This window comes from Telluria sp. LT2P80 (assembly GCF_059685955.1).
In genome coordinates, this window is record NZ_JCASIO010000001.1 from 1 (window position 1) to 23,739 (window position 23,739).

The window sequence follows — 23,739 nt, forward strand, 5'->3', positions numbered from 1 at the left end:
GAACCCATGCCGGTAGCAGTGCCCGTTGCCGCATCTGGGGCAACAACGGCCTGGCGCTCTGACCTCAGTGATGAGCGCAACCACCTGATCGAGCCCGGCTGCAGGATGCAGGGCATCGAGCACTTGCCGGCGCTGCGGCTGGTTCAGCGAAGGCAGTTTTGCGAACCAGCCTTTGAAACGTGGCGCTTTCATGATCGACTCCTGACGCTGGGGACAGGGGTTGGACCACTGAACTACTCGTCAGTTCAAAGCTAGTCTCTATTTAACGTTGACTGCGCCTTTGCAGTTGGTCACACTAACCAAGTCAATCGACATTTCCGTGCGACATGCCCTATTAATAATATGCACCTGCAATGCCCTATTTCGATAGAAAATTGGGTTTAGACAGGGGAATTTTCTTGTGCACCATAGACATGCCTGGCGGATGGATGCTATCTTGCCTGCCTTCTAGTTGCTCTAGAAACAGATGTTGATCCGCGCCGCCCGGCGCCCAGCTCCATCAACCTCAACCCAGATTCCAGACAGACATGATCAAACACCTGTTCGCCACGGCCCTGATGACGTTGTCGGCCGCGGCATTCGCCGTGCCGTTCGGCTCCCAGTCCGTGCTCGTCGTTGAAAACGACACCGGCAAAATCCTCCTTGAAAAAAATGCCGACACCGTCGTCCCGATTGCATCGCTGACCAAGCTGATGACGGCCATGGTCGTGCTCGACGCCAAGCTCGACATGAACGAGCAGATCGAGATCGACCGCGACGACGTCGACCGCGTCAAGTTCAGCAGCTCGCGCGTGCCGGTTGGCGCCAGCATCTCGCGCAGCGACGTGCTGCACCTGGCGCTGATGTCTTCGGACAACCGCGCCGCCGCCGCGCTGGCCCGCACGTACCCGGGCGGTAACGAAGCCTTCAAGGCGGCCGTGCGCCGCAAGATCCGCGCGCTCGGCATGACCCAGACCACGATCGAAGAGCCGACCGGCCTGTCACCGCACAACCGCTCCACCGCAGGCGACCTGGTCAAGATGGCCGTCGCCTCGGTCCGCTACCCGGATATCGTGCGCATGACCACCGAGACGAAGGAAATGATCGACATCAACGGCCGCGGCGTCGAGTACCACAACACCAACCGCCTGGTCGGCGCCAAGGGCTGGGACATCGGCCTGTCAAAAACCGGCTACACGAACGAAGCCGGCCGTTGCCTGATCATGAACATCACGGCCGCCGGCAAGAAGGCAACGCTGGTGCTGCTGAACGCCGGCGCCTCGTCGGCCCGCGTGCTCGACGCACTGAACATCCGCCGTTTCATGACCGGCGACGCAGCACCGGTGGCCCGCGTCGCTCGCGCCGCACGCGCCTCGTCGGGCGGTCCACGGATCAAGGCCAGCGCCGGCAGTGTGAAGGCCAAGGCGAAAGCCCGCACCAAGCTCGTCAAGTCGAAGGTCCAGGCCACCAAGAACCGCAAGGTCGCCAAGGTCAAGACGACGCGCAAGCGCCGCGACTGATCAGATGATTGGTGGGATCAAGGGGCCGTGAGGCCCCTTTTTTTTGCGCTCACGGTTTGACGAGTGACAGCATGTGGGCATCCACCCACTGCTGGCCCAGTTTGAGCCGCTTGCGCGCGATGCCTTCGTCGAATGCCCCGGCCTTGCGGGCGGCGTTCAGACTGGCGTCGTTACCGACGGCCACCACGATTTCGAGACGCTGCACCTCCAGTTCGGTCCAGGCGTAATCGGCGAGCGCGCGGATGGCTGCCGACGCTGCGCCTTTGCGCTGCCACGATTGGCGCACCCAGTAACCAAGGTTGCAGAATCCATGCATTGCGTTCATCTGGTTCAGGCCACAGCCGCCGACGAACATGCCGGATGCGCGGTCGAAGATAGCGAACTCGAAGCACGTCGCTTCCGCCAGTCCTTTCTCGCAGGTCGCGATCCAGGCAAGGGCATCGTTCATTGAAAACTGCGCCGTCGCCCAGGGCATCCACGGTGCGAGCGTCGGTGTCGATTCGACGATGGCCGCAACCAGTGCCGGCGCGTCGCCAGGAACATAAGGGCGGAGGACGAAGTCGGTGGAAAACAGCATGGGACGCCCCTGTTCATTGCACATCCGGCCCGGCACGCCTTACCGGGTGGCAGCTGCCTTCACCACGAGCGCATCCATCACCTGTCCGGTCGCCGCCATGACGTCACCGGCATCCTGGATCCTGTTCGCCTGCAGTACCTGCGATGGCGACACGACATACGTGCCGTCGATCACGATGGTCGGGGTGCCAGTGACCTTGTAGGCGTCGACGATCTGGCTCAGGCGTTTGAGCCTGGTCTGGACGCCGAACGAGTTCCACGTGTTGGCAAACGCCGCCTTGTCGAGTCCATTCGCGCCGGCCCACGCGATGATGTCCGCGTCCTTCATCAGGCGCTTGCGCTCGACGTGCACGGCATTGAAGACGCGCCCGTGATATGCCTCGAGCTTGCCCATCGCTTCGAGCGTCAGGAACAGGCGCGCTTCCGGATCGGCCGGGCCCTGGAACGGCAGCGGCACGCGGCGCAGCGCGATGCGGTCGCCCTGCTGCCTGACCCAGTTCTTCAGCGTCGGTTCGAAGGCATTGCAAGCGCCGCAGTGATACGCGAAGAATTCGATGACCTCGACCTTCTTGCCCTCGGCCTGGGTCGGCTGCGGTGTGGCCAGCGTCGTGAAGTCCGCGCCATCGCGCGGCGCGGTTGGCGACGCGTTGGCAAGGCCGGCCACCAGGGTGGCGGCGATGAGGGCAAGTCGCAGGGCGCGCATATCGATCCTTTTCAGTATGAAGCAAACATTCTAGCGGACGGCGACGCCGTCAAATGCACGCATTCTCACGACGCCGCGCGCACGGCCCCTTACGCCACCAGGTCGCGCAAGCCACTCGTGCGGTGCGTGCGGCTGGCAATCGCTTCCTGCAGCACGTCGCCGCCCGGCGTCACCAGCGTAAACACCTCGCTGGCGCGCGTGATGCCCGTGTAGACCAGCTCGCGCGTGAGCACCGCATTGCGCTCGCGCGGCAGTGCCAGCACCGTGTGGCGAAACTCCGAGCCCTGCGATTTGTGCACGGTCATCGCAAACGCCGTCTCGACATTGCGCAGGCGCGTGGCCAGCACGCTGCGCACGGCGTCGCCTTCCAGGAAGTAGACGCGCAGCGCGCCGGCGCGCGCCGGATCGGGCAGCGTGACGCCGATATCGCCGTTGAATACGCGCGTCGAGTAATCGTTGCGCGTGACCATGACCGGCCGGCCGACATACCACTCGGCGCCATGGCGCAGCAGGTGACTCGCCGCGAGCCGCTTTTCGATGGCCTCGTTCAGCCCCGCCACGCCCCACTCGCCATCGCGCACCGCGCACAGGATGCGGAAGGTCTCGAAGCTGAGCAGAATCCGGCGCACCCAGTCTTCATGCTCGCCCTGGGCACCGTCGCGCAGCAGTTGCAGGTACGGTGAATACCCGGCATGCGCCAGTTGCAGGAGCTGCGCCGGCTGCGCATGTTCGAGCCAGCGCACGCTCTCTTCCCCGGCCCGCAGGACCTGTTCGGCGCGCGCGGTGTCGCCACCATTGACCGCCAGCGCCAGCTGGCCGATCGGCCCGCCGAAGCGGCGGCTGTAGCGCAGCATCACGGTTTGCTGGGCCAGCGCGCCGCCGTCGCCGCGATAGATGTCCGGGATGATCTCGCCGCTCGCGGCTTCGATATACGCGATCGTCGCTGCGCTGTAGTGGCCTTCGTGCGCGGCATGGCACAGGTCACCCAGCACGGCGCCCGCCTCCACCGACGCCAGCTGGTCCTTGTCCCCCAACAGGATCAGCGTCGCGCCAACGGGCAGCGCATCGAGCAGGCTGGCCATCATTTCCAGGTGCACCATCGATGCCTCGTCGACGATCAGCACATCGACGTCGAGCGGATTGCCGCGGTGGTGCGCGAACGCGCGCGTGTCGGGGCGCGCGCCGAGCAGGCTGTGGAGCGTGCGCGCCGCGCCCATGCGCGCCGTCAGTTCGCGCAGCGGCAGGTCGCCACCGACACGGTCCGCCAGTTCATTCAGGGCCTTGTCAATCGACTGCTTCAGGCGCGCTGCCGCCTTGCCCGTCGGTGCGGCCAGCGCCACGCGCTGGCGCCCTGCTTCCGGGGCCGTCGCGAACAACAGGGCCAGCAGGCGCGCGACCGTGTAGGTCTTGCCGGTGCCGGGACCGCCCGTGATGATCGCCACCGAACTGCGCAGCGCCACGGCGCAGGCGAGCTTTTGCCAGTCCGGCCCCTGCGCGCCAGGCTGCGTCGTGAACAGCTTGTCGAGCCAGCTGCGCACGAGCGGTGTATCCACCGGATGCGTGGCCGCCGCGCGCTCGCGTACGGCTTGCGCCACCAGTGTCTCGTCGCGCCAGTAACGCCGCAGGTACAGGCGCTGGCCATCGAGCACCAGCGGCTGGTCGAGATCGAATTCACCACGGATCCAGACCTGCTGGCAGTGCGCCAGCAGCTTGCTCCAGCCGGCCACGCCCCGCGGCAGCGGCGCGGCCGCCTGCGCCAGCTGGCGCCATGCATCGTCACTCCAGCCCAGCAGCAGCGCCGGCCCGGCGGCCAGGTCGTCCAGCTGCAGGCAGCTGTGGCCATGGCCTTCGAGCTCGGACAGCACCGCCGCCGCCAGGATCAGCGCCGGCGGCGCGTCGCCCAGTTGCGCAATGAAGCGCGCGAACGCGCCCGACAGGCGACGCAGCTCGCCCGCTTCGGTCAGCGCACCGATTTCGCGCCACAGACCATCGATATCGGCGTCAAGCTTCGCCATGTGCATCCTTGTCCAGCAAACGTTCCAGTCCATCCAGCAGATCGAGGTCGGGGGCCAGCACCCAGCAGCCGCGCGTGACCGGGTTCGCAATCCCGCGCAGGAACATGAAGACGGCGCCACCCAGCTGGTATTCGGGCTCGTAGGCGTCCCCCAGGCGCGCGCGCAGCAGGCGGTGCAGGGCCAGCAGGTAGATGCTGCCCTGGATCTCGTAGCGGTGCTCGGCCATCCCCGCAGTCATCGCGGCCTGGCTGTACGACGCGTCGCCCGGCCCCAGCGCATTGGACTTGTAATCCAGCACCCAGTAGCGGCCTTCGTGCTCGAACACCAGGTCGGCGAAGCCCTTGAGCATGCCGTGCAATACCCGCTCGGGCAGCACGGGCCGTTCGAGCCCGCCCAGCAGATGCGTGCGGCACAGCGCGTCCAGGCGTTGCAGGTCGAGATGCTCGCTCGGGAACCAGAACTCCATCTCGGGCAGCACGCCATGCAGGTCGCGCAGGCGTGCATTCTGTGGCGGCAACGGCGTATCGACGATCTCGCGCAGCCAGGCCAGTGCATCGGCCAGGCGATGGCCCCAGCCCGCACGTTCGATATGCTGCACCAGGCGCGCCTCGCAGTTCGGGTCGTCCAGGCAGGCGAAGCCTTCGCGCGCCAGCCACTCGAGCCGCTCGTGCATGAAGTTGCCGGGCACCGAGCCGCGCGGGAAGCGGTGCCATGGCGCGTCCTCGATGCGGGGCGGCGTGGCAGCCTGGGGCACGTCCTCCATCAGCGTCTGGTCCTGCGCGCGCATGGGTGTCGGCGGCGCGATCGCGTGGCGCGTGAGCGACGTGAACGAGCCGACCGACCAGTCGCGCTCGAACTCGGCGCGGTAGCGCGGCGCATCGAGCAAGTCCGGCCGGATGTCCTCGCGCGACAGCAGCGTGACGCCATCCGGCTCGGCCAGTTCGTGCAGCGAAATGCCATCGGCGCCGCCCGCCACGACATCGAAGTGCCCGCGCAGCGCCTCGGCGGCTATTCGCTCGCCCCCGGCCAGCAGATAGCCAAGGGCCGACTCGTGCAGCTTGTTCTCGCCCTTGCGCGTGCCGGAGACGGCCGCTGCGCCGAGCCACAGGAAGTGGCGCGCACGTGTCAGCGCGACGTACAGCAGGCGCAGGTCTTCCTCGATGCGCGCGCGGTCGACTGCCGCCAGCGCGTCATCGCTCAAGGCCAGGTCGAGGTGGCGCGTGCCGGCATCGTCCACGTACTCGAAGAACGCGCGATTGCGACGGTTGGTGGCGCGCGCCGTCACGGCGAACGGCAGGTACACCAGCGGGTATTCCAGGCCTTTCGACTTGTGCACGGTGACGACCTTGACCAGTTCGGCGTCGCTTTCCAGGCGCAGCACGCGCTCGTCGCCGCTCGACCCCAGCCCGTCGATCTGTTCGGCGAACCAGCGGATCAGGGCCTGTTCGCCTTCGAGCTGGCTGCTGGCTTCCTGCAGCAGTTCGGCCAGGTGCAGCAAATTGGTCAGGCGCCGCTCACCACCCGGCTCGCGCAGCAGGCGCGCCGGCAGTCCCAGTTCGTGGATGAAGCGGCGCAGCATCGCCAGCACGCCCTGGCGCTGCCAGCTGCCGTGCAGCGCCTTGAGCTGCTCGACGCGCGCCTCCCACACCATCTCGTCGTGCGAGAACTGCGCCAGTTCGGCCAGCCCCAGGCCGGCGGTGGCGGTGGCAAACGCGGCACGCGCGAGCGCGCCATCGAGCGGATTGGCCACCGCGTACAGCCAGCGCAGGACGTCGGCCGCTTCGTCGCTTTCGACGACCGAATCCTTGTCGGACAGGTAGACGCTGGCCACCTTGCGCCGCATCAGCGCGCGCCGGATGGCGCTAGCTTCGCGCCGGTCGCGCACGAGGATCGCGATATCAGCCGGCATCAGGCGCGTGAATCCAGCTGTCTCCCCAGTGTCATCGTCGAAGCCCACGCGCGCATCGTTGAGCAGGCCGACAATGTGTTCGGCGCAGTGATGGGCAAACACATCACGGTAGTCGTCTGCCTTCAGGTCATCTCGGTCCACGATGTTCACGGACAGTGCGCCAGTGGCATCGCCCATGCCCACGAGATGGCGGCGATGGCCCTGCGCCTTGACCGCGTCAAACGGCAGCGGGTTGTCGTCGCCACGCCGGAACCGGAACGCGGCGCCCGGATGCGCGCCCTCGGCATGCAGGAACAGGCCATTGACGGCGCTCACGAGCGGCGCGGTCGAGCGGTAATTGGTGTCGAGCTGGTAATGGCGCCCCGCCGTCGCGCGGCGCGCCGCCAGGTAGCTGTGGATGTCGGCGCCGCGAAAGCCGTAGATCGACTGCTTCGGATCGCCAATCAAGAACAACCCGTGCTCTGGGTCGTTCGCCTCGACCCGGTACAGCAGGTCGAAGATACGGTACTGGTCGGGCGACGTGTCCTGGAATTCATCGACCAGCGCCACCGGATACTGGCCAACGATGCGCGCGCGCAGCGCCGCGCCGTTCTCGCCCTCGAGCGCAACCTTCAGGCGTTCGAGCATGTCGGCAAAGCCGAACTGGCGATTGCGCCGTTTGAGCTCCTGCATGCGCGCGCCGATATGACCGGCGGCGTGGCGCAGCAGCGCGTGGGCGATCGGGTCCAGCGCGGCCAGGCTGGCCTGCAGCGCAGCGGTGGCGTCGAAACAGTCCGGCACGTCGGTCGAAAAATCCTTGCTGAACGCGTCGGCGATGCCGTCCGGGGTCAGGCGGCGCCACGCCGTGTCGGTCAGGTCCGGCATGTGGCGCGCCGGGTCCGTGGCCCAGGCGCGCAGCGCTTCGAACCATTTGACGAGCGAATCGGCGCGCATTTTGTTGCCGTTGAAGCACTTGGGCTGGCGCTCGCGGTGACCGGCGATCCAGCGCTCCATCTCGTGGGCGCGCTCGAACCAGCCATCCTTCAGGCGCATCAGCTCTTCGCGCTGTGCCTTGGCCAGCCGCGCCACCAGTTGCTTCAGTGGTTCGGTTGCTGGCGCGCCGAGCAAGGCGTCGCGCCGCACCAGCTCGCGCACGCTCGTCTTGAGCGCCTCGACATCGCGCCAGCTGTCCATCACGACCGCCAGCGACTCGGCGCCCAGCGGATAGACCTGCTGGCGCCAGTAGTCGTGCGCGGCGTCCTCGAACAGTTCGCGCTCGTCGCTGACCAGTTCTTCGTCGAACAGGCTGCCGCTGTCGAAGGCGTGCTCGCGCAGCATGCGCTGGCACCAGGCGTCGATCGTGAAGATCGCTGCTTCGTCCATCGTCTCGGCGGCCATGAACAGGCGGTGCCCGGCGATCTGGCGTTCGCTGCCTGCCGTGTAGCTGGCGGCCAGCTCGTGCAGGTAAGGGTCGACCATGTCGAGTTCACCGCGGAAGTAGCTTGCGGCCTGCACCAGCCGCTCGCGCACGCGATTGGCCAGTTCGCGCGTGGCGGCGCGCGTGAACGTCATCACCAGGATCTCGGATGGCAGCAGCGGCCGCACGAACGCATCCTGCCCGCCATGCCCCAGCACCAGCCGCACATACAGCGCCGCGATGGTCCAGGTCTTGCCGGTGCCGGCCGAGGCCTCGATCAGGCGAGAGCCGTGCAGCGGGAAATCGACCGGTTCAAGTTTGGTGCTCATGTGGACGACTCCTGCAACGGCCTGATCTTGACGCAGTCCTGCATCCAGCGTGCCAGCGGTCCATACAGTTCCTCGGCCAGGTCGGGCCAGCCGCCGGCGTTCTTCAACGCGTCAAAGTCCGGCCACAGGCGCGCCAGGCACAGGTCATCGACCTCGCCGCGCAGCTCGAAGCCGCCGTCGTAGGTCGCGCGCGGATCGCCCTGCGCCAGGTGACTCAGGGCCGTCTTGCATGCCACCGGCAGCGGGCTGTCCAGATTGGCCCGCCACAGGCGCACCAGGTCGTGCAGCGTTTCCAGCGCCGCATCCTGGGCCAGCGGCGCCATCTCGAGCACCGCGTCGCGCGCAACCAGGTAACCCGTCACCGGATTGCCGGCAGCGGCGGCGGCCAGCTGGCGCAGCCACGGTGCGATCAATTTGTCACCACGCGGATTGCCAGCGCGGTCCAGCACCTTGGACGAGATCTGCATCAGCCACGCACTGCCCTCGCCGCTCGAACGCAAGCGGTCGATCCAGTCGTCCAGGTGGATCTCACCCAGCAGCAGGCTGACGGCGAATTTCGGCGCCGCTTGCGGGAAGCGCGCCCCCAAGCGCAGCCACTCGGTGCGCACGGGCGCCAGGCTCTCGACCAGCTGCTCCTGCCACATGCGACCCATCAGGCCGATCGGCAGCACGCCTTCGCGCGCCAGGCGTTCGGCGCGCACCGCCAGCGTGGCGCGCACGTCGCCAATGGCCTCGGCCTCGCCGCTGTCGTCCAGCAGGTGGTCTTCGATCTGGTAGCGCTCCAGCGCATCCAGCCCGAACGGCTCTTCGTCGTCACCCACGTGCGCGGCGTCCGCAAACACGACGCCCAGCCGGCGGCGGAAGAAAAAGCGCGCCGGCTGGCGCAGAAAACTGGCCAGTTCGCCCAGCTTGAGGACGAAGTCGGGCTCCAGCTCGTAGGCCGGCAACGCATCATCGACGGGATGGTCATCAGCGCCGTGCGCGGTGCGCCATTCGCCCGCGTACGTGAGCAGACCGCCGCGCTGGAAGTAGCGCCGGCTGAATGGCTGCAGCGGATGCTCGGTCGTGATGTGATCCAGGTCTTCCATGTCCCAGCCGGCCTTCAGGTAGTCGCGCAACTGCGCCACCAGCACCGAGGGCGGCTGCTCGCTGTTGTCGCGCACATTGCGGCCGACCCAGCTCACGTAGAACTTGTCGCGCGCAGCCAGCAAGGCTTCGAGCATCAGGTAGCGGTCGTCGTCGCGGCGCGAGCGATCGCCAGGCCGCGCCATGCCGGGCAGCGCCAGCAGGTCGAAGTCGGACGGGCGCGCGCGGCGCGGGAAGTCGCCGTCGTTCATGCCCAGCAGGCAGACGGCGCGAAACGGCACCGCGCGCATCGGCATCAAGGTGCAGAAGGTCACGCCGCCCGACACGAACTGGTGATTCAGCGTGGGCGCATCGAGTTCGTTCATCCACGCTTCGCGCAGCACCGCCAGCGGCACCGGTTCGTCAAAGCCTGCACCGGCGCAGGTCTCGAGCCAGCATTGCAGGCCCTCGCCCAGGTTCGACAGCGTCAGGCGGTCGGCTTCGTCACCCGCGGCATAAAAGCACGACAGCATCTCGCGCGCTGCCTCGCCCCATTCGGCCGGCCGCAGCGAGGCATCGAGCCGGCCGCGCCAGGTCAGCAGGCATTCGACCAATTGCGCGAGCGAACCGGCCAGCGCGGCATCGAGGCCACCGACTTCGGCGTACGGCTCGATGTCGCCGAAACTGGCGCCGGCGCCGCTCGCGTAGCCGAGCAGCATGCGGCGCACGCCGAAGATCCAGGCATTCTGCTCGCCCGTCATCCCCAGACCCAGGCCCGCGCGGTGGTCGTGGTCCAGGCCCCAGCGCACGCCGGCGCCATCGATCCAGCGGCCCAGGATCGGCAGATCCTCGCTCGTCACGCCAAAGCGGCGCGCGACGGCCGGCACGTCGAGCAAATCGCGCACTTCGCTCTGGCGGCAGCGCTGCTGCGGCAGGCGCAGCAGCCACTCGAGCGAGACCAGCAGCGGGTTGACGCTGCGGTCGCGCACGTCGCCGATCTCGAAGGGGATGTGGCGCGGATCGTGCCGCCGGTGCTGGTCGAATACCGCGTGGATCGCGGGCGAGAACGCATCGATATCCGGCACCATGACCACCACGTCGCGCGGGCGCAGCGTCGGATCGAGTGCGAACCACGACAGCAGCTGGTCGTGCAGCACCTCGATCTCACGCTGCACACTGTGCGTGACGTGGAATTCGATCGAGCGGTCATCCAGCATCGGCGGCACATGCGGGTGCTCGGACAGCGGCACCAGGTCGCGCACTGCGGCCTGGACCTGCGACAAGAGCGTGCCGCCGTCGTCGTCGGTGAACAGGTCGACGCGCAGCGGCGCAGGCTGGCCTGCGCCGCTTTCCCCACTTTCGCTCGCCTCATGCTGCTGGTCGAATTCATCGAGCATGCGCACGAAGTCGCGGCCCTGCCGCCCCCAGCTGGCCAGCAGCGGATGGCTGTGGACATGCATTTCCTCGATCGGGATCGTGCCCAGGTCGACGCCCTCGCGCTGCGGCTGGCGGCGGCGCGCCGCCTTGAGCAACTGGCTGCCTTCGATGATGTCGCCCCAGTAGAACTGGCACGGGTTGGGTACCGCAAACAACACCTGCGTGTGGCGCGCCAGCGCCGAGATCGCTTGCAGTGTCTGGTACGGCAGCGTCGACATCCCGAACAGCACGACGCGGCGCGGCAGGCGGCTGGCCGGTGCAACGTCCGCCGCGACGGCGGCGAGGAACTGGTCGTGGATGGTGGCGCGGCCGCTCTCGCGCTGTGCCTCGGGCAGGCTCGCGTGCACGGCGCGCCACAGGCAGGCTTGCCAGCGCTGCTCGAGCGCGAGCGGGACCACGTCGCCCCCGGCGCGGCGCAGCACATCGCGCCCCGCGGCCCAATCGGCCAGCCAGTCGGCGCGATACACCTGGTACTGGTCGTACAGGTCGGCCACGCGTTCAGCCAGTTGCAGGCGGCGCTCGGCGTCGCCATCGGCCAGAAAGCGCGCCAGTGGCGCGTAGCCATCGTCCTGCAGCAGCGTCGGCAACAGGCGCATCAGGCGCCAGGTCAGCGGATCCTTGTCGAACGGTGCGCGCTGCGGCACGCGCTCGCGCCCCAGCATGCCCCGGTAGGCTTCCCACATGAAGCGCGCCGGCAGCGCCACGCGGGTGGCGGCGCAGACGCCGTTTTCCTCGGCCAGCGCGATCTTGAGCCACTCGGCCACGCCATTCGACTGGACGAGAAAGATCTCTTCCTCGAGCGGCCCCAGAGGATGGTTGCGCAGCCAGTCGAAGACGGCGCTGCGCAGCAGCTCCATCTGGTTACCGTGGAGGATCAAGAGACCGGGGGTGATCGGGGCAGACATGCGGTGGGCGTGGGCAATCGGGACCAAAGCATACCGCGTTTGGCCCCCTGACGGTAGGGCCAAAAGGGCTGGTCAGCGCCCATCGCTGGCGCGCCCGCCAAACTGCGCCGAGACCTCGCGCTCGATGCGCACCAACAGCGCCCGCAGGCGCGCCGTCAATGCCCGCGCCTGCGCTGTGCCGCCCCCGCGCAGGTCGCGCACCGGCTGCGCTTCCAGGTCTTCGCAGATCGCGGCGAACGCCGTGGCGCCGACCGCGCGCGCAGCCGACTTCAGCTGGTGGGCCAGGCTGGCGGTGTGGGTCAGGTCGCCGCCTGCCAGCGCCGTGTCGATGCCGGCCAGGTTCTCGCGCGTGGTGTCCAGAAACAGGAATGCGTATTTGCGCATCCGTTCGAGGTCACCCCCGGCCGTTGCGGCCAGCAGCGCCACGTCGAGCACCGCGCTGCCCGGGGCGGTGGCGGCAGGCAGATTGACGGCGACATCCGACACCGGCGCCGTGGTGCGCCCGAGGCAGCGCGCGATGGTGGCAGCCAGCAGTTCCGGTACCACCGGCTTGGCGAGAAATTCGTTCATGCCCGCCGCCATGCAGCGCGCGCGGTCGTCCACGCCGGCATTGGCTGTCATCGCCACCACGAGCGTGCCGGCCAGGCACGGATCGCGCCGGATGCGGCGCGTCGCCTCCAGGCCATCCATCACCGGCATCTGCACGTCCATCAGCACGCAGTCGAAGCGCGCCTCCGCCATCGCCGCCAGCGCCTCTTCGCCATTGCCCGCGACGACGACATCGGCCCCGGCCAGTTCGAGCAGTTCGCGCGCGACCTGCTGGTTGAACGGGTTGTCCTCGACCAGCAGCACGGCGCAACCGTCCAGGCGCGCCTGGGCCGGCGCGGGCGCTGCGCCCAAGCCGGAACTGGCGCCCGCCCCCACCCGCGCGCCGGCACCATCGTCCAGCGCCAGGCGCGCCGTGAACCAGAAGATGCTGCCCACGCCAGGGGTACTGGTCACGCCGACCTCGCCGCCCATCAGCTCGGCCAGCTGACGGCTGATCGCCAGTCCCAGGCCGGTGCCGCCATGCCGGCGCGTGGCCGACTGGTCGGCCTGCTGGAATGGCGTGAACAGGTGCTGCAGCGCGTTCGGCGCGATGCCGATGCCACGGTCTTCGACTTCGAAGCGCACCAGGATTTCCGGACCAAATGCATGCGCCAGGCGCGCGCGCATCGTGATGCGGCCGCGCTCGGCGAACTTGACGGCGTTGCCGGCAAAATTGAGCAGCACTTGTTCAAGGCGCAGCGAATCGCCGCACAGGGGCCGCATCAGCTCGGGCGCGATCTCGATATCGAAACCCAGGCCCTTGGCGGCAGCCGCCGTACCCAGTTGCGCCTCGACGTTGCGCATCAGGGCGTCGGGCATGAAGCGTTCGGTCGCCAGTTCAAGCATGCCGGCCTCGATCTTGGAAAAGTCGAGGATGTCGTTGATGATGCCCAGCAGGTGCTGGCCCGAGTGGTAGATCTTTTCGAGGTAGTCGCGCTGGCGCGGATCGGGCCCGGCCTGCAGCGCCAGGTGCGTCATGCCGATGATACTGTTCATCGGCGTGCGGATCTCATGGCTCATGTTCGACAGGAAGTCGCTCTTGGCCTTGCTGGCGGCATCGGCGCGTGCCTTCAGGCGGTGCAGTTCGGTGATGTCGGTCGATACGCACAGCACGGCCGGCGCTTCGTCGACCTGCAGCGGCACGCGCACGCTCCACAACTGGCGCGTGGCGCCGTCCGGGCCGGCCTGGGCCACTTGCGCGCTGCTCTGACGGTCGGCCCGCAGCACGGCGCGGTCCAGCTCCCAGGTGGCGTCGGCCTGGCCCACGTCCATCGCCTCGGTATCGGGCCGGCCGATCAGGTCCGTCGCCGGGCGTCCGAGGCGCGAGGCGCCCTTGGCATTGAGGTAGCGGATGCGGCGCGCGCCGTCCTTCAGGTACACCTCGGCGTCGAGGTTGTCGAGCACCGTGTCGAGCAGCAGGCGCTGCTCGACGGCGGCGCGGCGCGCCCGGTACTGGGCCAGGAACAGCCCGTACATCAGCAGCGTGCCGATGAAACCTGCGGCGAGCGCGCCCAACGGCACATAGCGGTCGACGCCGACCAGCATCTCGTCCATGGGCGCCGAGAAGTAGGCTTTCCAGCCGTTGCCGACGTAGTCCACGCCCAGTACCGACACGAAATGCAGCGCCGGATCGGGCGGGTTGCTGCGCACGTCCACGCCGTGCAGCAGGATATCTCCCGCCGCCGGCGCACCCGGTCGGCCAGTGTAGCGGCGCCCGGTCCCGTACAGGCTCACGCGCAGCGGTTGTGCCTCGAGCGAGACGAGCGCGTTGCGCACCAGCTCCTGCACCGAAAAGAAAATGCCGAACGAGCCCAGATAGGCGGCCCGGCGCTCGGCCACACCCAGCGGCAGCACACCCCCGACGTACACAGGCAGGCGCATGCCAAGCGCGTTGTGTGGCACCGGGTCGGGCAGGAACACGGGTTGTCCCGACGCGACGATGGTGCCGCTGTCGCGTGCCTGTGATATCGCCCGCGCGACCAGCGGACGGGACGCCATGTCGAAGCCGAGCCGCCGGGTCGGCTTGTCGGCCGGATACTGGTAGGTCACCACTTCGTACCACGGTCGGCGCCCGGCCGGAAAGATCTGGAAATCCGGGTAACCGCGCACATCGACGCTGCGGTCGGCGCGCATGGCCGCAACAAAGGCGGCGCGCTCGCTGTCGGGCACGCGCGTGGCAAACGTCAGGGCTTCGATGGCCGGATAATTATTCGGCAGGTCGAGCGCTGCCGCGTAACGGTGAAACGATGCGCGGTCGGGCACCGCACTGCCGCCGCCGGCCGCATGCAGGGCGGCCATCGCGCGCACGGCGCGGGCATACGAGGCAATGGCATTGTCGAGCCGTTCCTGGGCGCCGCGCGCCAGGTTGTCGAAGCGGCGCCGGGCGTCGGTCTCGACGGCGGCACTGGCGACCGCATGCAGCAGCATGCCGATCGCCAGCGCCAGCAGCACGCCGCCGCCCCACAGCACGATGGGCCGGCCCACGCGCGCGGCGGCAAGTTCGATGGCGCGGGCGCCACGCAAGGCTGATCGCTTCATGCTTCCCCTTTCGGGCGATGCATGCCCCGCATATTGGTAAGAATCAAGATGAGTATATCGGTGCACCGGCCTGGCGCGACCACGGTCACCATCCCGATGAGGCACGCGAGCAACAAATCGCCTCTCACCGGACCACCGCCCAAGGGCGGCTGCTGCGTCTGCCGAGGCCACGGCCGTACCAGGCGCCGTGGCCCCCGTTCACGATGCCAGACGCCTGGCAAACAGCGCGTCCCAGGTCGGCTCGATCTCGACGTACAGCGCCACTGCCTGCTCGATCCCGACCGTCTGTGGCTTGCCGACCCGCGTGATGACCACGCCGGCGCGCCGCAGCATGCGTTCGATCGCCGTCGTGGTCACGGTGATGTAGCGCGACAGTCCGCGCTGGTGGGCATCGTCGATGATGGCGGCGATCGACTCCATCGTCATGGCCGAGAAACCGTAACCGGCCACCCCATCGGTTTCCAGCGCAAAGCGTGACAGCTCCCAGATCTGCGGGTCGCTCGGCGCCACCTGCCCGTCGAGCAGTTGGGGGAACGAATCCTTGAGCATGTACGGTCCTTCCGTGGGCAGCAGTCTCCAGCAGCCGCGCAGCGTGGCGTCGTCGCGCATCAGCATGTAGCGCGGCTCGAGGGCGTCGTAGCCATCGATCTCCATGCCCGACAACACCGGCACTTCCCAGCCAAGCCGCCCGCGGAATACCCGGGCGCGCAGCAAGTGCATTTCGCACAACTCGTTCGATGGAATGGCGCGGCGTGGCGCGATCCGGATATGCATGCTCATTACCCCTCCCTGAAATGACATCTGGTCGATCGGAAAATGCAAACGGCATAAAATCGTTATGCAAGTCGGGTAGCGTGGGTACTATCAGCTCTGCTAGGTGGCGAGCAATGTCGGGGGTGCAATACTTTTGCTTATGCAGTTTTCCAAGTGCTGGCTTCACTTTCCCGAAAGGAATAATCATGGCAATCGAAATGATGTCTGACGCGCTCGGCGCCGACATGCACGCCAACCACGTCATGCAGGCAGCCGGTGCTGTGCGCATGGCACCGCATGAACTGCGCCGTCTGCGCATCACCAAGCGCGAAAGCCAGGAAAAGTTCTGGGGCCGCTTCGGCGTCACCCAGTCGAGCGGCTCCCGCTTCGAGACTGGCCTCGCCATCCCGACGCCCGTGTCGATCCTGCTGCGCATGTATGTCAATGGCAAGCTCAGCGATGGTGATCTTCAGGGGTAATCAATCCAAGGCCGATGGCCTTGACCACCGCCTGCTGGCGGGTGTTGACGTCGAATTTCTGACGCACATTCGCCAGATGGAAGTTCACGGTCGCTTCAGAGCAGTTGGTAATGCGCGCAATTTCCCATGACGACTTGCCCGCCATGACCCACTGCAGGACTTCCAGTTCGCGCTTGGTCAGGCGCGGCGCCGCGCCCCGCCCTTCTTCAGGACGGATACCTTCTTCGCGAAAGCGATGCGATGAGGCGAACGCGTAATCGCGTACCAGCGCCAGCATCGGCAGGGCTTCCATCACGGCGCGCTGGGCAGAGATATCCGGCCGCGCATCGGAGGCAAAACTGATCACCCCGAATTCCCCCTGCGGGCCGTGCACCGGGAGCGTCACGCCGCTGCGAATGCCATGCGCGCTCGCCTCTTCGTACAAGCCGGCTTGCTGGGTGCCCGATGCGAACAGGCCCGGCTCCCACACCATCGGCAAGGTGCTCGTCAGGCAGTGCGCCACCGTCGGATCGACATACGCAAAACCGTTGCGGTCGTAGCGCTCGCGCCAGTTATCCGCGTAGTTACTGCGCAAAAAGGCGGACTCGAAGCGCGCATGGCGCGAACCGACCAGCCCGAACAGCACTTGATCGAACCCCAATGTTCGCGCGAGATTGAACAGGGACGCGCTCCACTGGGTCGCATCCCTGGCTTCCATCAACTCGAGTAGCAAGGCGGTATCAATCATGGGGTCACAAGAATATGCATCAGCGCTATCCTAGTCGGTTCACCCCCCTTCAAAATCCTCGAAAATTAACAATCAAGATATTTACACGCAGCCATTTCGCTGGTGTCGTGCAATGACAACAACTATTTTCAGTTCAACCTGTATTGCAGATTGCGTTCGCCGGTCGTGTGTGAGGTCAATTGCATTGAATTTCGCTGCTGCAGTTCATCTTTATGCTTTTGTTAACGCAAAACAAATTTGTGTCTTGACGTAGATCAATGAACGTTCTGTTGCTACAGCAGGCGGAAAATCACACCGGATCTTCCAGCTGCGCACGCCCGATTGCTGCTGCCGCCTGCTCCGCTGCGATCCACGTGTCGACCGCCTTGCCGGCGCCGGGCCGCAGGTGCAGGCCCAGCTTGCTGCGGCGCCACAGCACGTCGGCTGCGCAGGTCGCCCATTCGTGCGCCATCAGATAGCGCAGCTCGGCTTCATACAGACCGGGCGCGATCTCGAGGCCAAGGTCGTTCAGCGCGTGGCACCCATCCAGCAGGCGCGCCACGCGTGTGCCGTACGCGCGCGCATACCGCAGCGCGAGCGGCGCCGGGAGCCAGCCGTGGCGCTGCCGCAGCGCCGCCACCCAGCCGTCGAATTCGAGCACGCCCCGGCGGTCCGGCATAGCGCCGAACAGGTCGCCGCCGGGCAGCACCGCGCGCGCCGTCCAGGCGCCTGAGACTGACCGGCCAAGCCGCGGCGCCAGCCAGTCAAGCGCTTCCTCGGCCAGCTTGCGGTAGGTGGTGATCTTGCCGCCGAACACCGACAGCAGCGGCGGGCCATCGGCGTCGCGTGCCAAGTGATAGTCGCGCGTGACCGCTGCCGCCGTGTCCGCATCGTCGGCCAGCAGCGGGCGCACGCCGGCATAGCTCCAGACGATATCGCGCGGCGCGATCTGGCGCCGGAAATAGACGTTGGCCAGTGCGCACAGATAGCGTTGCTCGTCGTCGGCAATGGCCACGTGGCCGGGGTCGCCCGAAAACTCGACGTCGGTGGTGCCGATCAGCGTGAATGCGTCTTCGTACGGCAGCGCGAACACGACCCGGCCATCGGTGTGCTGGAACAGGTAGCCGCAGGCATGGTCGAACAGGCGCGGCACGACGATGTGGCTGCCCTTGACCAGGCGCAGCGCACGCTGCGAAGCGGCGCCGCCGGCGCGCAGGGCCAGGCGCCCCGCCCACGGCCCGGTGGCATTGACCAGGCCGCGGGCACGCACGGCGAGCGGTCCGCCGGCGCGCGCCAGCCGCGCCTCCCAATGGTCGGCGCGCCGCACGATATCGTCACACGCCGTGTGCGACATGACCTGCGCGCCGCGTTCGTGGGCATCGAGCGCATTGAGCACGACGAGGCGCGCATCGTCGACCCAGCCGTCCGAATAGGCAAAGGCGCGCGCGAACCCCGGCTTGAGCGCATCGCCCGCGCGGTGCCCGGCCAGGCCGATCGTTTCTGCACCCGGCAAAAAGTCGCGCGTCGCAAGCCGGTCGTACAGGAACAGGCCAGCGCGGATCAGCCACGCCGGCCGCGCGCCACGCACATGGGGCATGATGAAGCGCAGCGGGCGTGTGATGTGCGGCGCGCTGCGCAGCAGGATTTCGCGCTCGGCCAGGGCCTTGCGCACCAGGCCGAACTCGCGGTGTTCGAGGTAGCGCAGTCCGCCGTGGATCAGCTTGCTCGATGCGGACGAGGTGTGCGCGCCAAGGTCATCCTTGTCGCACAGGATGACCTTCAGGCCGCGCCCGGCGGCGTCGCGCGCAATGCCGGCGCCATTGATCCCGGCGCCCACGACCAGCAGGTCGCAATCGATGAACGTGTCCGTTGCCATCCTTCCCCCTCATCGCTGTCATGCTGCGCTGTGCTCATGCCCGGCCAATTATGCGCAAAATGGCAGAGCCGGTGTGTAAAATCGCCACATGCACATACCATCTTCGCCGGCCCCCGAAGGCACCAGGCCGGACACCACGACGCGCGCCTGGGTCCGCATGCCGTCGGGCCGCCGCCTCGACCTGCTCGACCCCACCCCGTTCGACTGGGACGACGCCGACCTGGCGCTGGGCCTGGCCCGCACCTACCGCTGGGGCGGTCACTCGGCGTGGCCGCTGCCGCTGTCCGTCGCGCAGCATTCGATCAGCGTGATGCTGCTGCGGCGCGCGGCGATGCCCTCGTTGTCGCCGCTCGACGAACTGCGCGAACTGCTGCACGATGCCGAAGAAGGCTTGCTGGGATTCGATGCGATTTCGGTCATCAAGCCGTTTCTGGGCGACGCCTTTCGCGCGCTGACACAGCGCCTGGAACACATGGTGTTTTTGCGCTACGGCCTGCCGGCCTGGGATGCCAAGTCGCACGCGGCGCACAAGAAGGCCGACCGGCTGGCCGCGGCCAGCGAAGCGGTCCATGTGGCAGGCTGGTCGGCTGAAGAGGTCCGGCGCACGCTGAAGATTCGCGCGGCGATCCTGCCTGAGGACCCGCTGGCGCGCTACTACGATTGCGCGCCGTGGGAACCGTGGCCACCGGCGCTGGCCTGTGAACGTTTTTTGCGCGAGCTCGAACGGCTCACGGAATCTGCCGCAACGTCGTCGATCACGCCGGCATCGATCAAGCCGGCGCCCTGAGGAGCGCCGGCCTCCCCTTTACGCTTTCGCGCGCGGGGTCAGTTCTTTTTCCAGAAACTTTTCCAGGCCTTCGAGGGAGCGACCGCGCGTTTCCGGCAGGCGCAGCGCAACAAAGATCAGCGAGCCGACATTGATGGCGGCGAACAGGAAGAACGTCGCACTGCCGAACTGCGCCAGCGCCAGCGGGAACAGCAAGGCGACGATCGCGTTGAAGATCCACTGGCACGCCACCGCAGTGCCGGTCAGCACGCCGCGCAGATGCATCGGGAACAGTTCGGACATCAACAGCCAGTACACAGGCGCAATCAGCATCTGCATGCACAGCAGGAAACACAGGATGCAAGCCAGTGCAGCGTAGCTGCGCGTGATGCCATCGGGCATCCACAGCAGCACGGCGCCAAGCGCAAACTGCATGACGACCACGCCGGTCAGGCCCGACATCAGCATCGAGCGGCGACCGTGCTTGCCGATCAGCCAGATACCGATGAATGTGGCGATCACGGCCACGACGCCATTGCCGATGGTCGCGGTCAGGGCTGCATTCGTGCCCAGGCCGGTCGATTGCAGGATGATCGGCGTGAAGTACATGAAGGCATTGACACCCGTGAACTGCGCCATGAATCCCAGGCCGATGCCGAGCCACAGCAGTTTCCTGATCCATGGCGTGCCCAGCACTGCAGACCAGCCGGCCTGCTCGTGCTCGATCTGGTTCAGCCTGGTCATGTCGGCCATCTCGGTCTCGATCTGCTTGTCGCTCGAGCGGATCTGCTGCAGCACGGCGCGCGCTTCGTCCATCCGGTTCTTGCTGGCCAGCCAGCGCGGCGACGGCGGCACGAACATCATCCCCACACCGAGCAGCAAGGCGGGCACCGCGGCGATGGCGAGCATGTAGCGCCAGACATCCGGCGAATTCGAATAATGCGCCAGCACCGCATTGAGCACATAGGCGATCAACTGGCCGGTGACGATCATCAGTTCGTTCTGCGTGACCAGTCTGGCGCGCCTGCTGGGTCCAGCCATCTCGGCAATGAACACTGGCACGGTGGAGGACGCGCCACCCACGGCCAGGCCAAGCACGAAGCGCATCGCGACCATGACCTCGACCGATGGCGCAAGGGTCGTACCGAGCGCGCCGATCATGAACACCAGCGACAGCCAGATCAGCGTCATGCGACGACCGAATTTGTCCGACAGCGTGCCTGCCATCAGCGAACCCACGGCAGCGCCGAACACGAGCGCGGACGTCACGATGCCTTCGGTCAGCGGGGTCAAGCCGAGGCCGCCCTGCGATGGCGGCGCGCTCATGAATGGCAGCGCGCCGGAAATCACACCGGTGTCGTAGCCGAACGCGAGCGCGCCCATCGTGGCAACGATGGCGACCTTGAAGACGAAGCGGCTTTCCTTGGTATCGGGCGGCGCTGGTGCGTCTGCCGGGGGGACTGCTGAAGACATACGGATCCTTTGTTGGACATGGACAGGACAGGGAAACAGCGGGCCCATTTCGTTACCGTCAGGACGACGGGAGCGTTGGCAAACGCACGGAGACGTTACCCATCACGGCATATTACTTGGCAAAGGATAAAGAACTGCAGATGACACGACTGTTCGATAACAAACATATTAGTGAATGTTTGCCACTGACAAAAAAACAACCATGTTGTCGATGTTGAACCCAGATCAGCTGTCAGGCCAAACATGCCGGGGGGCATTAATGAAAGCTAACTAGCTGATTTTGTTCATGGTTTTAGGCTATCCACAAGAATTGTGGATAACTGTGTGGACAAGCGCCACTTGACAAGCCACAAAGCCAGACGGGATGCGGGTTTCAACAAATTGCCCGTTCGAGAGGCAAAATTTTGTTCCAATAAAATCAACCACTTGCACGTGCACCACATGGGAGCAACAAGTTTATATGCGGTCCACTCCTACAAAAGCATGACATGGGGGATAAGTGGCCAGCGTCGCGTGATTTGCCGTCATTTCCAGGCGCTGCGAGCCCGGTCACGCACGAGCATGCGGACGCTGTCAGGCATGGGCGTGCGCAGCTCGCGCTTGTCGGCGCTCAGCCACGCCGATTCTTCGAAATGCTTGAGCATGACAGGCGTGACAAAGCGCGAGCGCGTCGCATACACATGGCGGTCACCCATGTTGGATTGCTGCTTGATGAAGAAGCGATTCGGCACGATCAGGTGCAGGTTGTCGCGGGCCCGGGTCATGGCCACATACAATAAACGCCGCTCTTCCTCGATATCGTCCTGGTTGCCAGTGGCCATGTCCGACGGTATGCAACCGTCGACCACATTGAGCACATGCACCGATTTCCACTCTTGCCCTTTGCTCGAGTGAATCGTGGACAGGATCACGTAATCGTCGTCGAGCAGTGGCGGGCCGGCGCGGTCGCTGGTCGCTTCGGGCGGGTCGAGCGTGATCTCGGCCAGGAAACTCTCGCGGTTGGCATGGCCACCCGACAGGGCGACAAGCTGGTCGAGGTCGAGTGCGCGCACCTGGAAATCGTCGTGCAGACGCTCCAGGTGCGGCGCGTACCAGTCGCGCACCAGTTCCAGGTCTTGCGGCCAGCGCAGGCCAGGTGCGCGCAGGCGTGCATACAGCGCGCTGAATGCCTGCCACTCGACGCTGCTGCGCGCTGGCACAGGGAACGCCGCCAGCGTGGCGGTGACTTCGCTGCTCTCGCCCACCGCGTCCAGCACGCGGGTGGCAGTCGCCTGGCCGATCCCGGGGATCAATTGCAGCACGCGAAACCCGGCCAGCCGCCCGCTCGGGTTCTGGGCAAAGCGCAGCAGCGCCAGCACATCCTTGATATGCGAGGCCTCCAGAAACTTCAGGCCGCCGAACTTGACGAACGGGACGTTGCGCCGCATGAGCTCGAGTTCGAGCGCGGCACTGTGGCTGGCCGCCCGAAACAGCACCGCCTGCGACTTGAGTGGCACACCTTCTTCGCGCTGCTCGAGGATACGGCTGCAGACCCAGCGCGCCTGCTCGGCTTCGTCGGGAATCAGGACCAGCTGCGGCTTGATGGCCGAGACCTTGTCGGTCCAGAGCGTCTTGGCGTGGCGCTCGAGCGCCGCGCCAATGACGGCATTGGAGGCATCCAGGATCGGCTGCGTCGAGCGGTAATTGCGCTCGAGCGTGATCAGGTGCGCCGGTTGCGAGAACTGGCCCGCAAAATCGAGGATGTTGCGCACGGTGGCACCGCGAAATCCATAGATGGACTGGGCGTCGTCGCCGACCACCATCACACCCCTGCCATCGGGCTTCATGCCGGTGATGATCGCGGCCTGCAGTCGGTTGGTGTCCTGGTATTCGTCGACCAGGACGTGGTCGAACCAGCTGCCCAGCTCAGCCCCCAGCACGGGGTCGGCGGCCATCTCGGCCCAGAACAGCAGCAGGTCGTCGTAGTCGAGCACGTTCTGCTCCTGCTTGGCGTCGACATAGGCGCCAAACAGCGTCTTGAGCTGGGCTTCCCATTCGGCGCACCACGGGAAACAGGCTTGCAATACCTGATCCAGCGGATCGCGACTGTTGACGACCCGCGAATAGATCGACAGGCAGGTGCCTTTCATGGGAAAGCGTTTTTCGGTGCGCGACAGGCCGATCTCGTGACGCACCATGCCCATCAGGTCCTCGGCGTCGCCCCGGTCGTGGATCGTGAATTGCGGATCGAGCCCGATGCGCCCGGCAAATTCGCGCAGCAGGCGTGCACCGATGCTGTGGAAGGTGCCGGCCCAGGGCAGCGCCACCGGCGCCTGGGCCCGGGAAGCCGCGCCACGGCCAAGCAAACGGTGCAGGACGCCGCTGGCGCGCTGGCTCATCTCGCCGGCGGCGCGGCGCGAAAAGGTCAGCAGCAGGATACGCTGCGGATCGGCGCCGGCCCCGATCAGCCGCGCCACGCGGTGCGCCAGCGTATTGGTCTTGCCCGACCCGGCGCCAGCCACCACCAGCAGCGGACGCGGCGTGGCCACGCCGATGTCATGCTCGACCGCGGCGCGCTGCTCCGGATTCAGGCTGGCGAACGGGTCCTCAATGGCAGGCTCGGCGGTGGCGGTGGTCATGGTGTGGCAGACGGAGAAAGCGATACTGTACATTTATCCAGTACCAAACCACAAGCGCTAAATCGCCCGACCGCGCGCCCTGCCCGCGCGTGACATCGGGCGCGGATT

The 23,739-nt window shown here is 66.5% G+C and carries 14 protein-coding genes and 1 pseudogene; 3 read left to right on the plus strand and 12 right to left on the minus strand.

Features of this window, described 5'->3' with window-relative positions:
• Positions 1-192 (minus strand): annotated as a pseudogene (locus tag AC56LW_RS00005) (IS1595 family transposase); the annotation flags it as partial.
• Positions 193-527: 335 nt separating this feature from the next.
• Here AC56LW_RS00005 and AC56LW_RS00010 point away from each other — a divergent pair.
• The gene (locus AC56LW_RS00010; RefSeq protein WP_332530753.1) at positions 528-1,499 is read left to right on the plus strand and encodes a serine hydrolase; all 972 of its coding nucleotides are present in this window, start codon (positions 528-530) and stop codon (positions 1,497-1,499) included.
• A 49-nt stretch (positions 1,500-1,548) separates the two neighbouring features.
• Here the strand turns inward: AC56LW_RS00010 and AC56LW_RS00015 are convergent, their stop codons facing one another.
• From AC56LW_RS00015 to AC56LW_RS00045, 7 genes are all read right to left on the minus strand, one after another.
• Entirely contained in the window at positions 1,549-2,076 is a 528-nt protein-coding gene (locus AC56LW_RS00015; protein WP_499630366.1) for a GNAT family N-acetyltransferase, read from the minus strand.
• Positions 2,077-2,115: 39 nt separating this feature from the next.
• Entirely contained in the window at positions 2,116-2,778 is a 663-nt protein-coding gene (locus tag AC56LW_RS00020) for a thiol:disulfide interchange protein DsbA/DsbL (RefSeq protein ID WP_499630369.1), read from the minus strand.
• A gap of 89 nt (positions 2,779-2,867) precedes the next feature.
• Positions 2,868-4,793, minus strand: coding sequence for an exodeoxyribonuclease V subunit alpha (recD, locus tag AC56LW_RS00025; RefSeq protein WP_499630372.1), 1,926 nt, complete (start codon positions 4,791-4,793; stop codon positions 2,868-2,870).
• On the minus strand, positions 4,780-8,427 hold the full coding sequence (gene recB, locus AC56LW_RS00030) for an exodeoxyribonuclease V subunit beta (protein ID WP_499630375.1): 3,648 nt from the start codon (positions 8,425-8,427) through the stop codon (positions 4,780-4,782). Before recB ends, recD begins: the two co-directional genes overlap by 14 nt.
• Positions 8,424-11,834, minus strand: a complete 3,411-nt coding sequence (recC, locus tag AC56LW_RS00035) for an exodeoxyribonuclease V subunit gamma (protein WP_499630378.1) — start codon at positions 11,832-11,834, stop codon at positions 8,424-8,426. The genes recB and recC overlap by 4 nt, the downstream gene beginning before the upstream one ends.
• Positions 11,835-11,906: 72 nt before the next feature.
• Entirely contained in the window at positions 11,907-14,960 is a 3,054-nt protein-coding gene (locus AC56LW_RS00040) for a CHASE domain-containing protein (RefSeq protein ID WP_499630380.1), read from the minus strand.
• A 198-nt stretch (positions 14,961-15,158) separates the two neighbouring features.
• Positions 15,159-15,740 carry an acyl-homoserine-lactone synthase gene (locus tag AC56LW_RS00045; RefSeq protein WP_499630383.1) on the minus strand — a complete coding sequence of 194 codons (582 nt, stop codon included), beginning with the start codon at positions 15,738-15,740 and terminating at the stop codon, positions 15,159-15,161.
• 236 nt (positions 15,741-15,976) lie between these two features.
• Here AC56LW_RS00045 and AC56LW_RS00050 point away from each other — a divergent pair, with 236 nt between their 5' ends.
• Positions 15,977-16,192, plus strand: a complete 216-nt coding sequence (locus tag AC56LW_RS00050; RefSeq protein WP_332530918.1) for a helix-turn-helix domain-containing protein — start codon at positions 15,977-15,979, stop codon at positions 16,190-16,192.
• On the opposite strand, the gene AC56LW_RS00055 is transcribed toward AC56LW_RS00050, so the two are convergent.
• Both AC56LW_RS00055 and glpD read right to left on the minus strand, forming a co-directional pair.
• On the minus strand, positions 16,167-16,919 hold the full coding sequence (locus AC56LW_RS00055) for a helix-turn-helix transcriptional regulator (protein ID WP_499630386.1): 753 nt from the start codon (positions 16,917-16,919) through the stop codon (positions 16,167-16,169). The genes AC56LW_RS00050 and AC56LW_RS00055 overlap by 26 nt on opposite strands.
• 289 nt (positions 16,920-17,208) lie before the next feature.
• On the minus strand, positions 17,209-18,774 hold the full coding sequence (gene glpD, locus AC56LW_RS00060) for a glycerol-3-phosphate dehydrogenase (protein ID WP_499630389.1): 1,566 nt from the start codon (positions 18,772-18,774) through the stop codon (positions 17,209-17,211).
• Positions 18,775-18,862: 88 nt separating this feature from the next.
• On the opposite strand from glpD, the gene AC56LW_RS00065 reads away from it, so the two are divergent.
• Positions 18,863-19,561 (plus strand): phosphohydrolase, encoded by a 699-nt coding sequence (locus AC56LW_RS00065; RefSeq protein WP_499630392.1) that lies wholly within the window; start codon positions 18,863-18,865, stop codon positions 19,559-19,561.
• A gap of 18 nt (positions 19,562-19,579) precedes the next feature.
• On the opposite strand, the gene AC56LW_RS00070 is transcribed toward AC56LW_RS00065, so the two are convergent.
• Both AC56LW_RS00070 and AC56LW_RS00075 read right to left on the minus strand, forming a co-directional pair.
• Entirely contained in the window at positions 19,580-21,013 is a 1,434-nt protein-coding gene (locus tag AC56LW_RS00070) for a sugar porter family MFS transporter (RefSeq protein ID WP_499630395.1), read from the minus strand.
• 524 nt (positions 21,014-21,537) lie between these two features.
• Positions 21,538-23,631 (minus strand): ATP-dependent helicase, encoded by a 2,094-nt coding sequence (locus AC56LW_RS00075; RefSeq protein ID WP_499630398.1) that lies wholly within the window; start codon positions 23,629-23,631, stop codon positions 21,538-21,540.
• Between the last annotated feature and the right edge of the window lie 108 nt (positions 23,632-23,739).

Bases quoted from the DNA above. Each gene is read 5' to 3' on its own strand.
- AC56LW_RS00010 (WP_332530753.1), top strand. From the start codon at position 528: ATGATCAAACACCTGTTCGCCACGGCCCTGATGACGTTGTCGGCCGCG.
- AC56LW_RS00015 (WP_499630366.1), bottom strand. From the start codon at position 2,076: ATGCTGTTTTCCACCGACTTCGTCCTCCGCCCTTATGTTCCTGGCGAC.
- AC56LW_RS00020 (WP_499630369.1), bottom strand. From the start codon at position 2,778: ATGCGCGCCCTGCGACTTGCCCTCATCGCCGCCACCCTGGTGGCCGGC.
- recD (WP_499630372.1), bottom strand. From the start codon at position 4,793: ATGGCGAAGCTTGACGCCGATATCGATGGTCTGTGGCGCGAAATCGGT.
- recB (WP_499630375.1), bottom strand. From the start codon at position 8,427: ATGAGCACCAAACTTGAACCGGTCGATTTCCCGCTGCACGGCTCTCGC.
- recC (WP_499630378.1), bottom strand. From the start codon at position 11,834: ATGTCTGCCCCGATCACCCCCGGTCTCTTGATCCTCCACGGTAACCAG.
- AC56LW_RS00040 (WP_499630380.1), bottom strand. From the start codon at position 14,960: ATGAAGCGATCAGCCTTGCGTGGCGCCCGCGCCATCGAACTTGCCGCC.
- AC56LW_RS00045 (WP_499630383.1), bottom strand. From the start codon at position 15,740: ATGAGCATGCATATCCGGATCGCGCCACGCCGCGCCATTCCATCGAAC.
- AC56LW_RS00050 (WP_332530918.1), top strand. From the start codon at position 15,977: ATGCAGGCAGCCGGTGCTGTGCGCATGGCACCGCATGAACTGCGCCGT.
- AC56LW_RS00055 (WP_499630386.1), bottom strand. From the start codon at position 16,919: ATGATTGATACCGCCTTGCTACTCGAGTTGATGGAAGCCAGGGATGCG.
- glpD (WP_499630389.1), bottom strand. From the start codon at position 18,774: ATGGCAACGGACACGTTCATCGATTGCGACCTGCTGGTCGTGGGCGCC.
- AC56LW_RS00065 (WP_499630392.1), top strand. From the start codon at position 18,863: ATGCACATACCATCTTCGCCGGCCCCCGAAGGCACCAGGCCGGACACC.
- AC56LW_RS00070 (WP_499630395.1), bottom strand. From the start codon at position 21,013: ATGTCTTCAGCAGTCCCCCCGGCAGACGCACCAGCGCCGCCCGATACC.
- AC56LW_RS00075 (WP_499630398.1), bottom strand. From the start codon at position 23,631: ATGACCACCGCCACCGCCGAGCCTGCCATTGAGGACCCGTTCGCCAGC.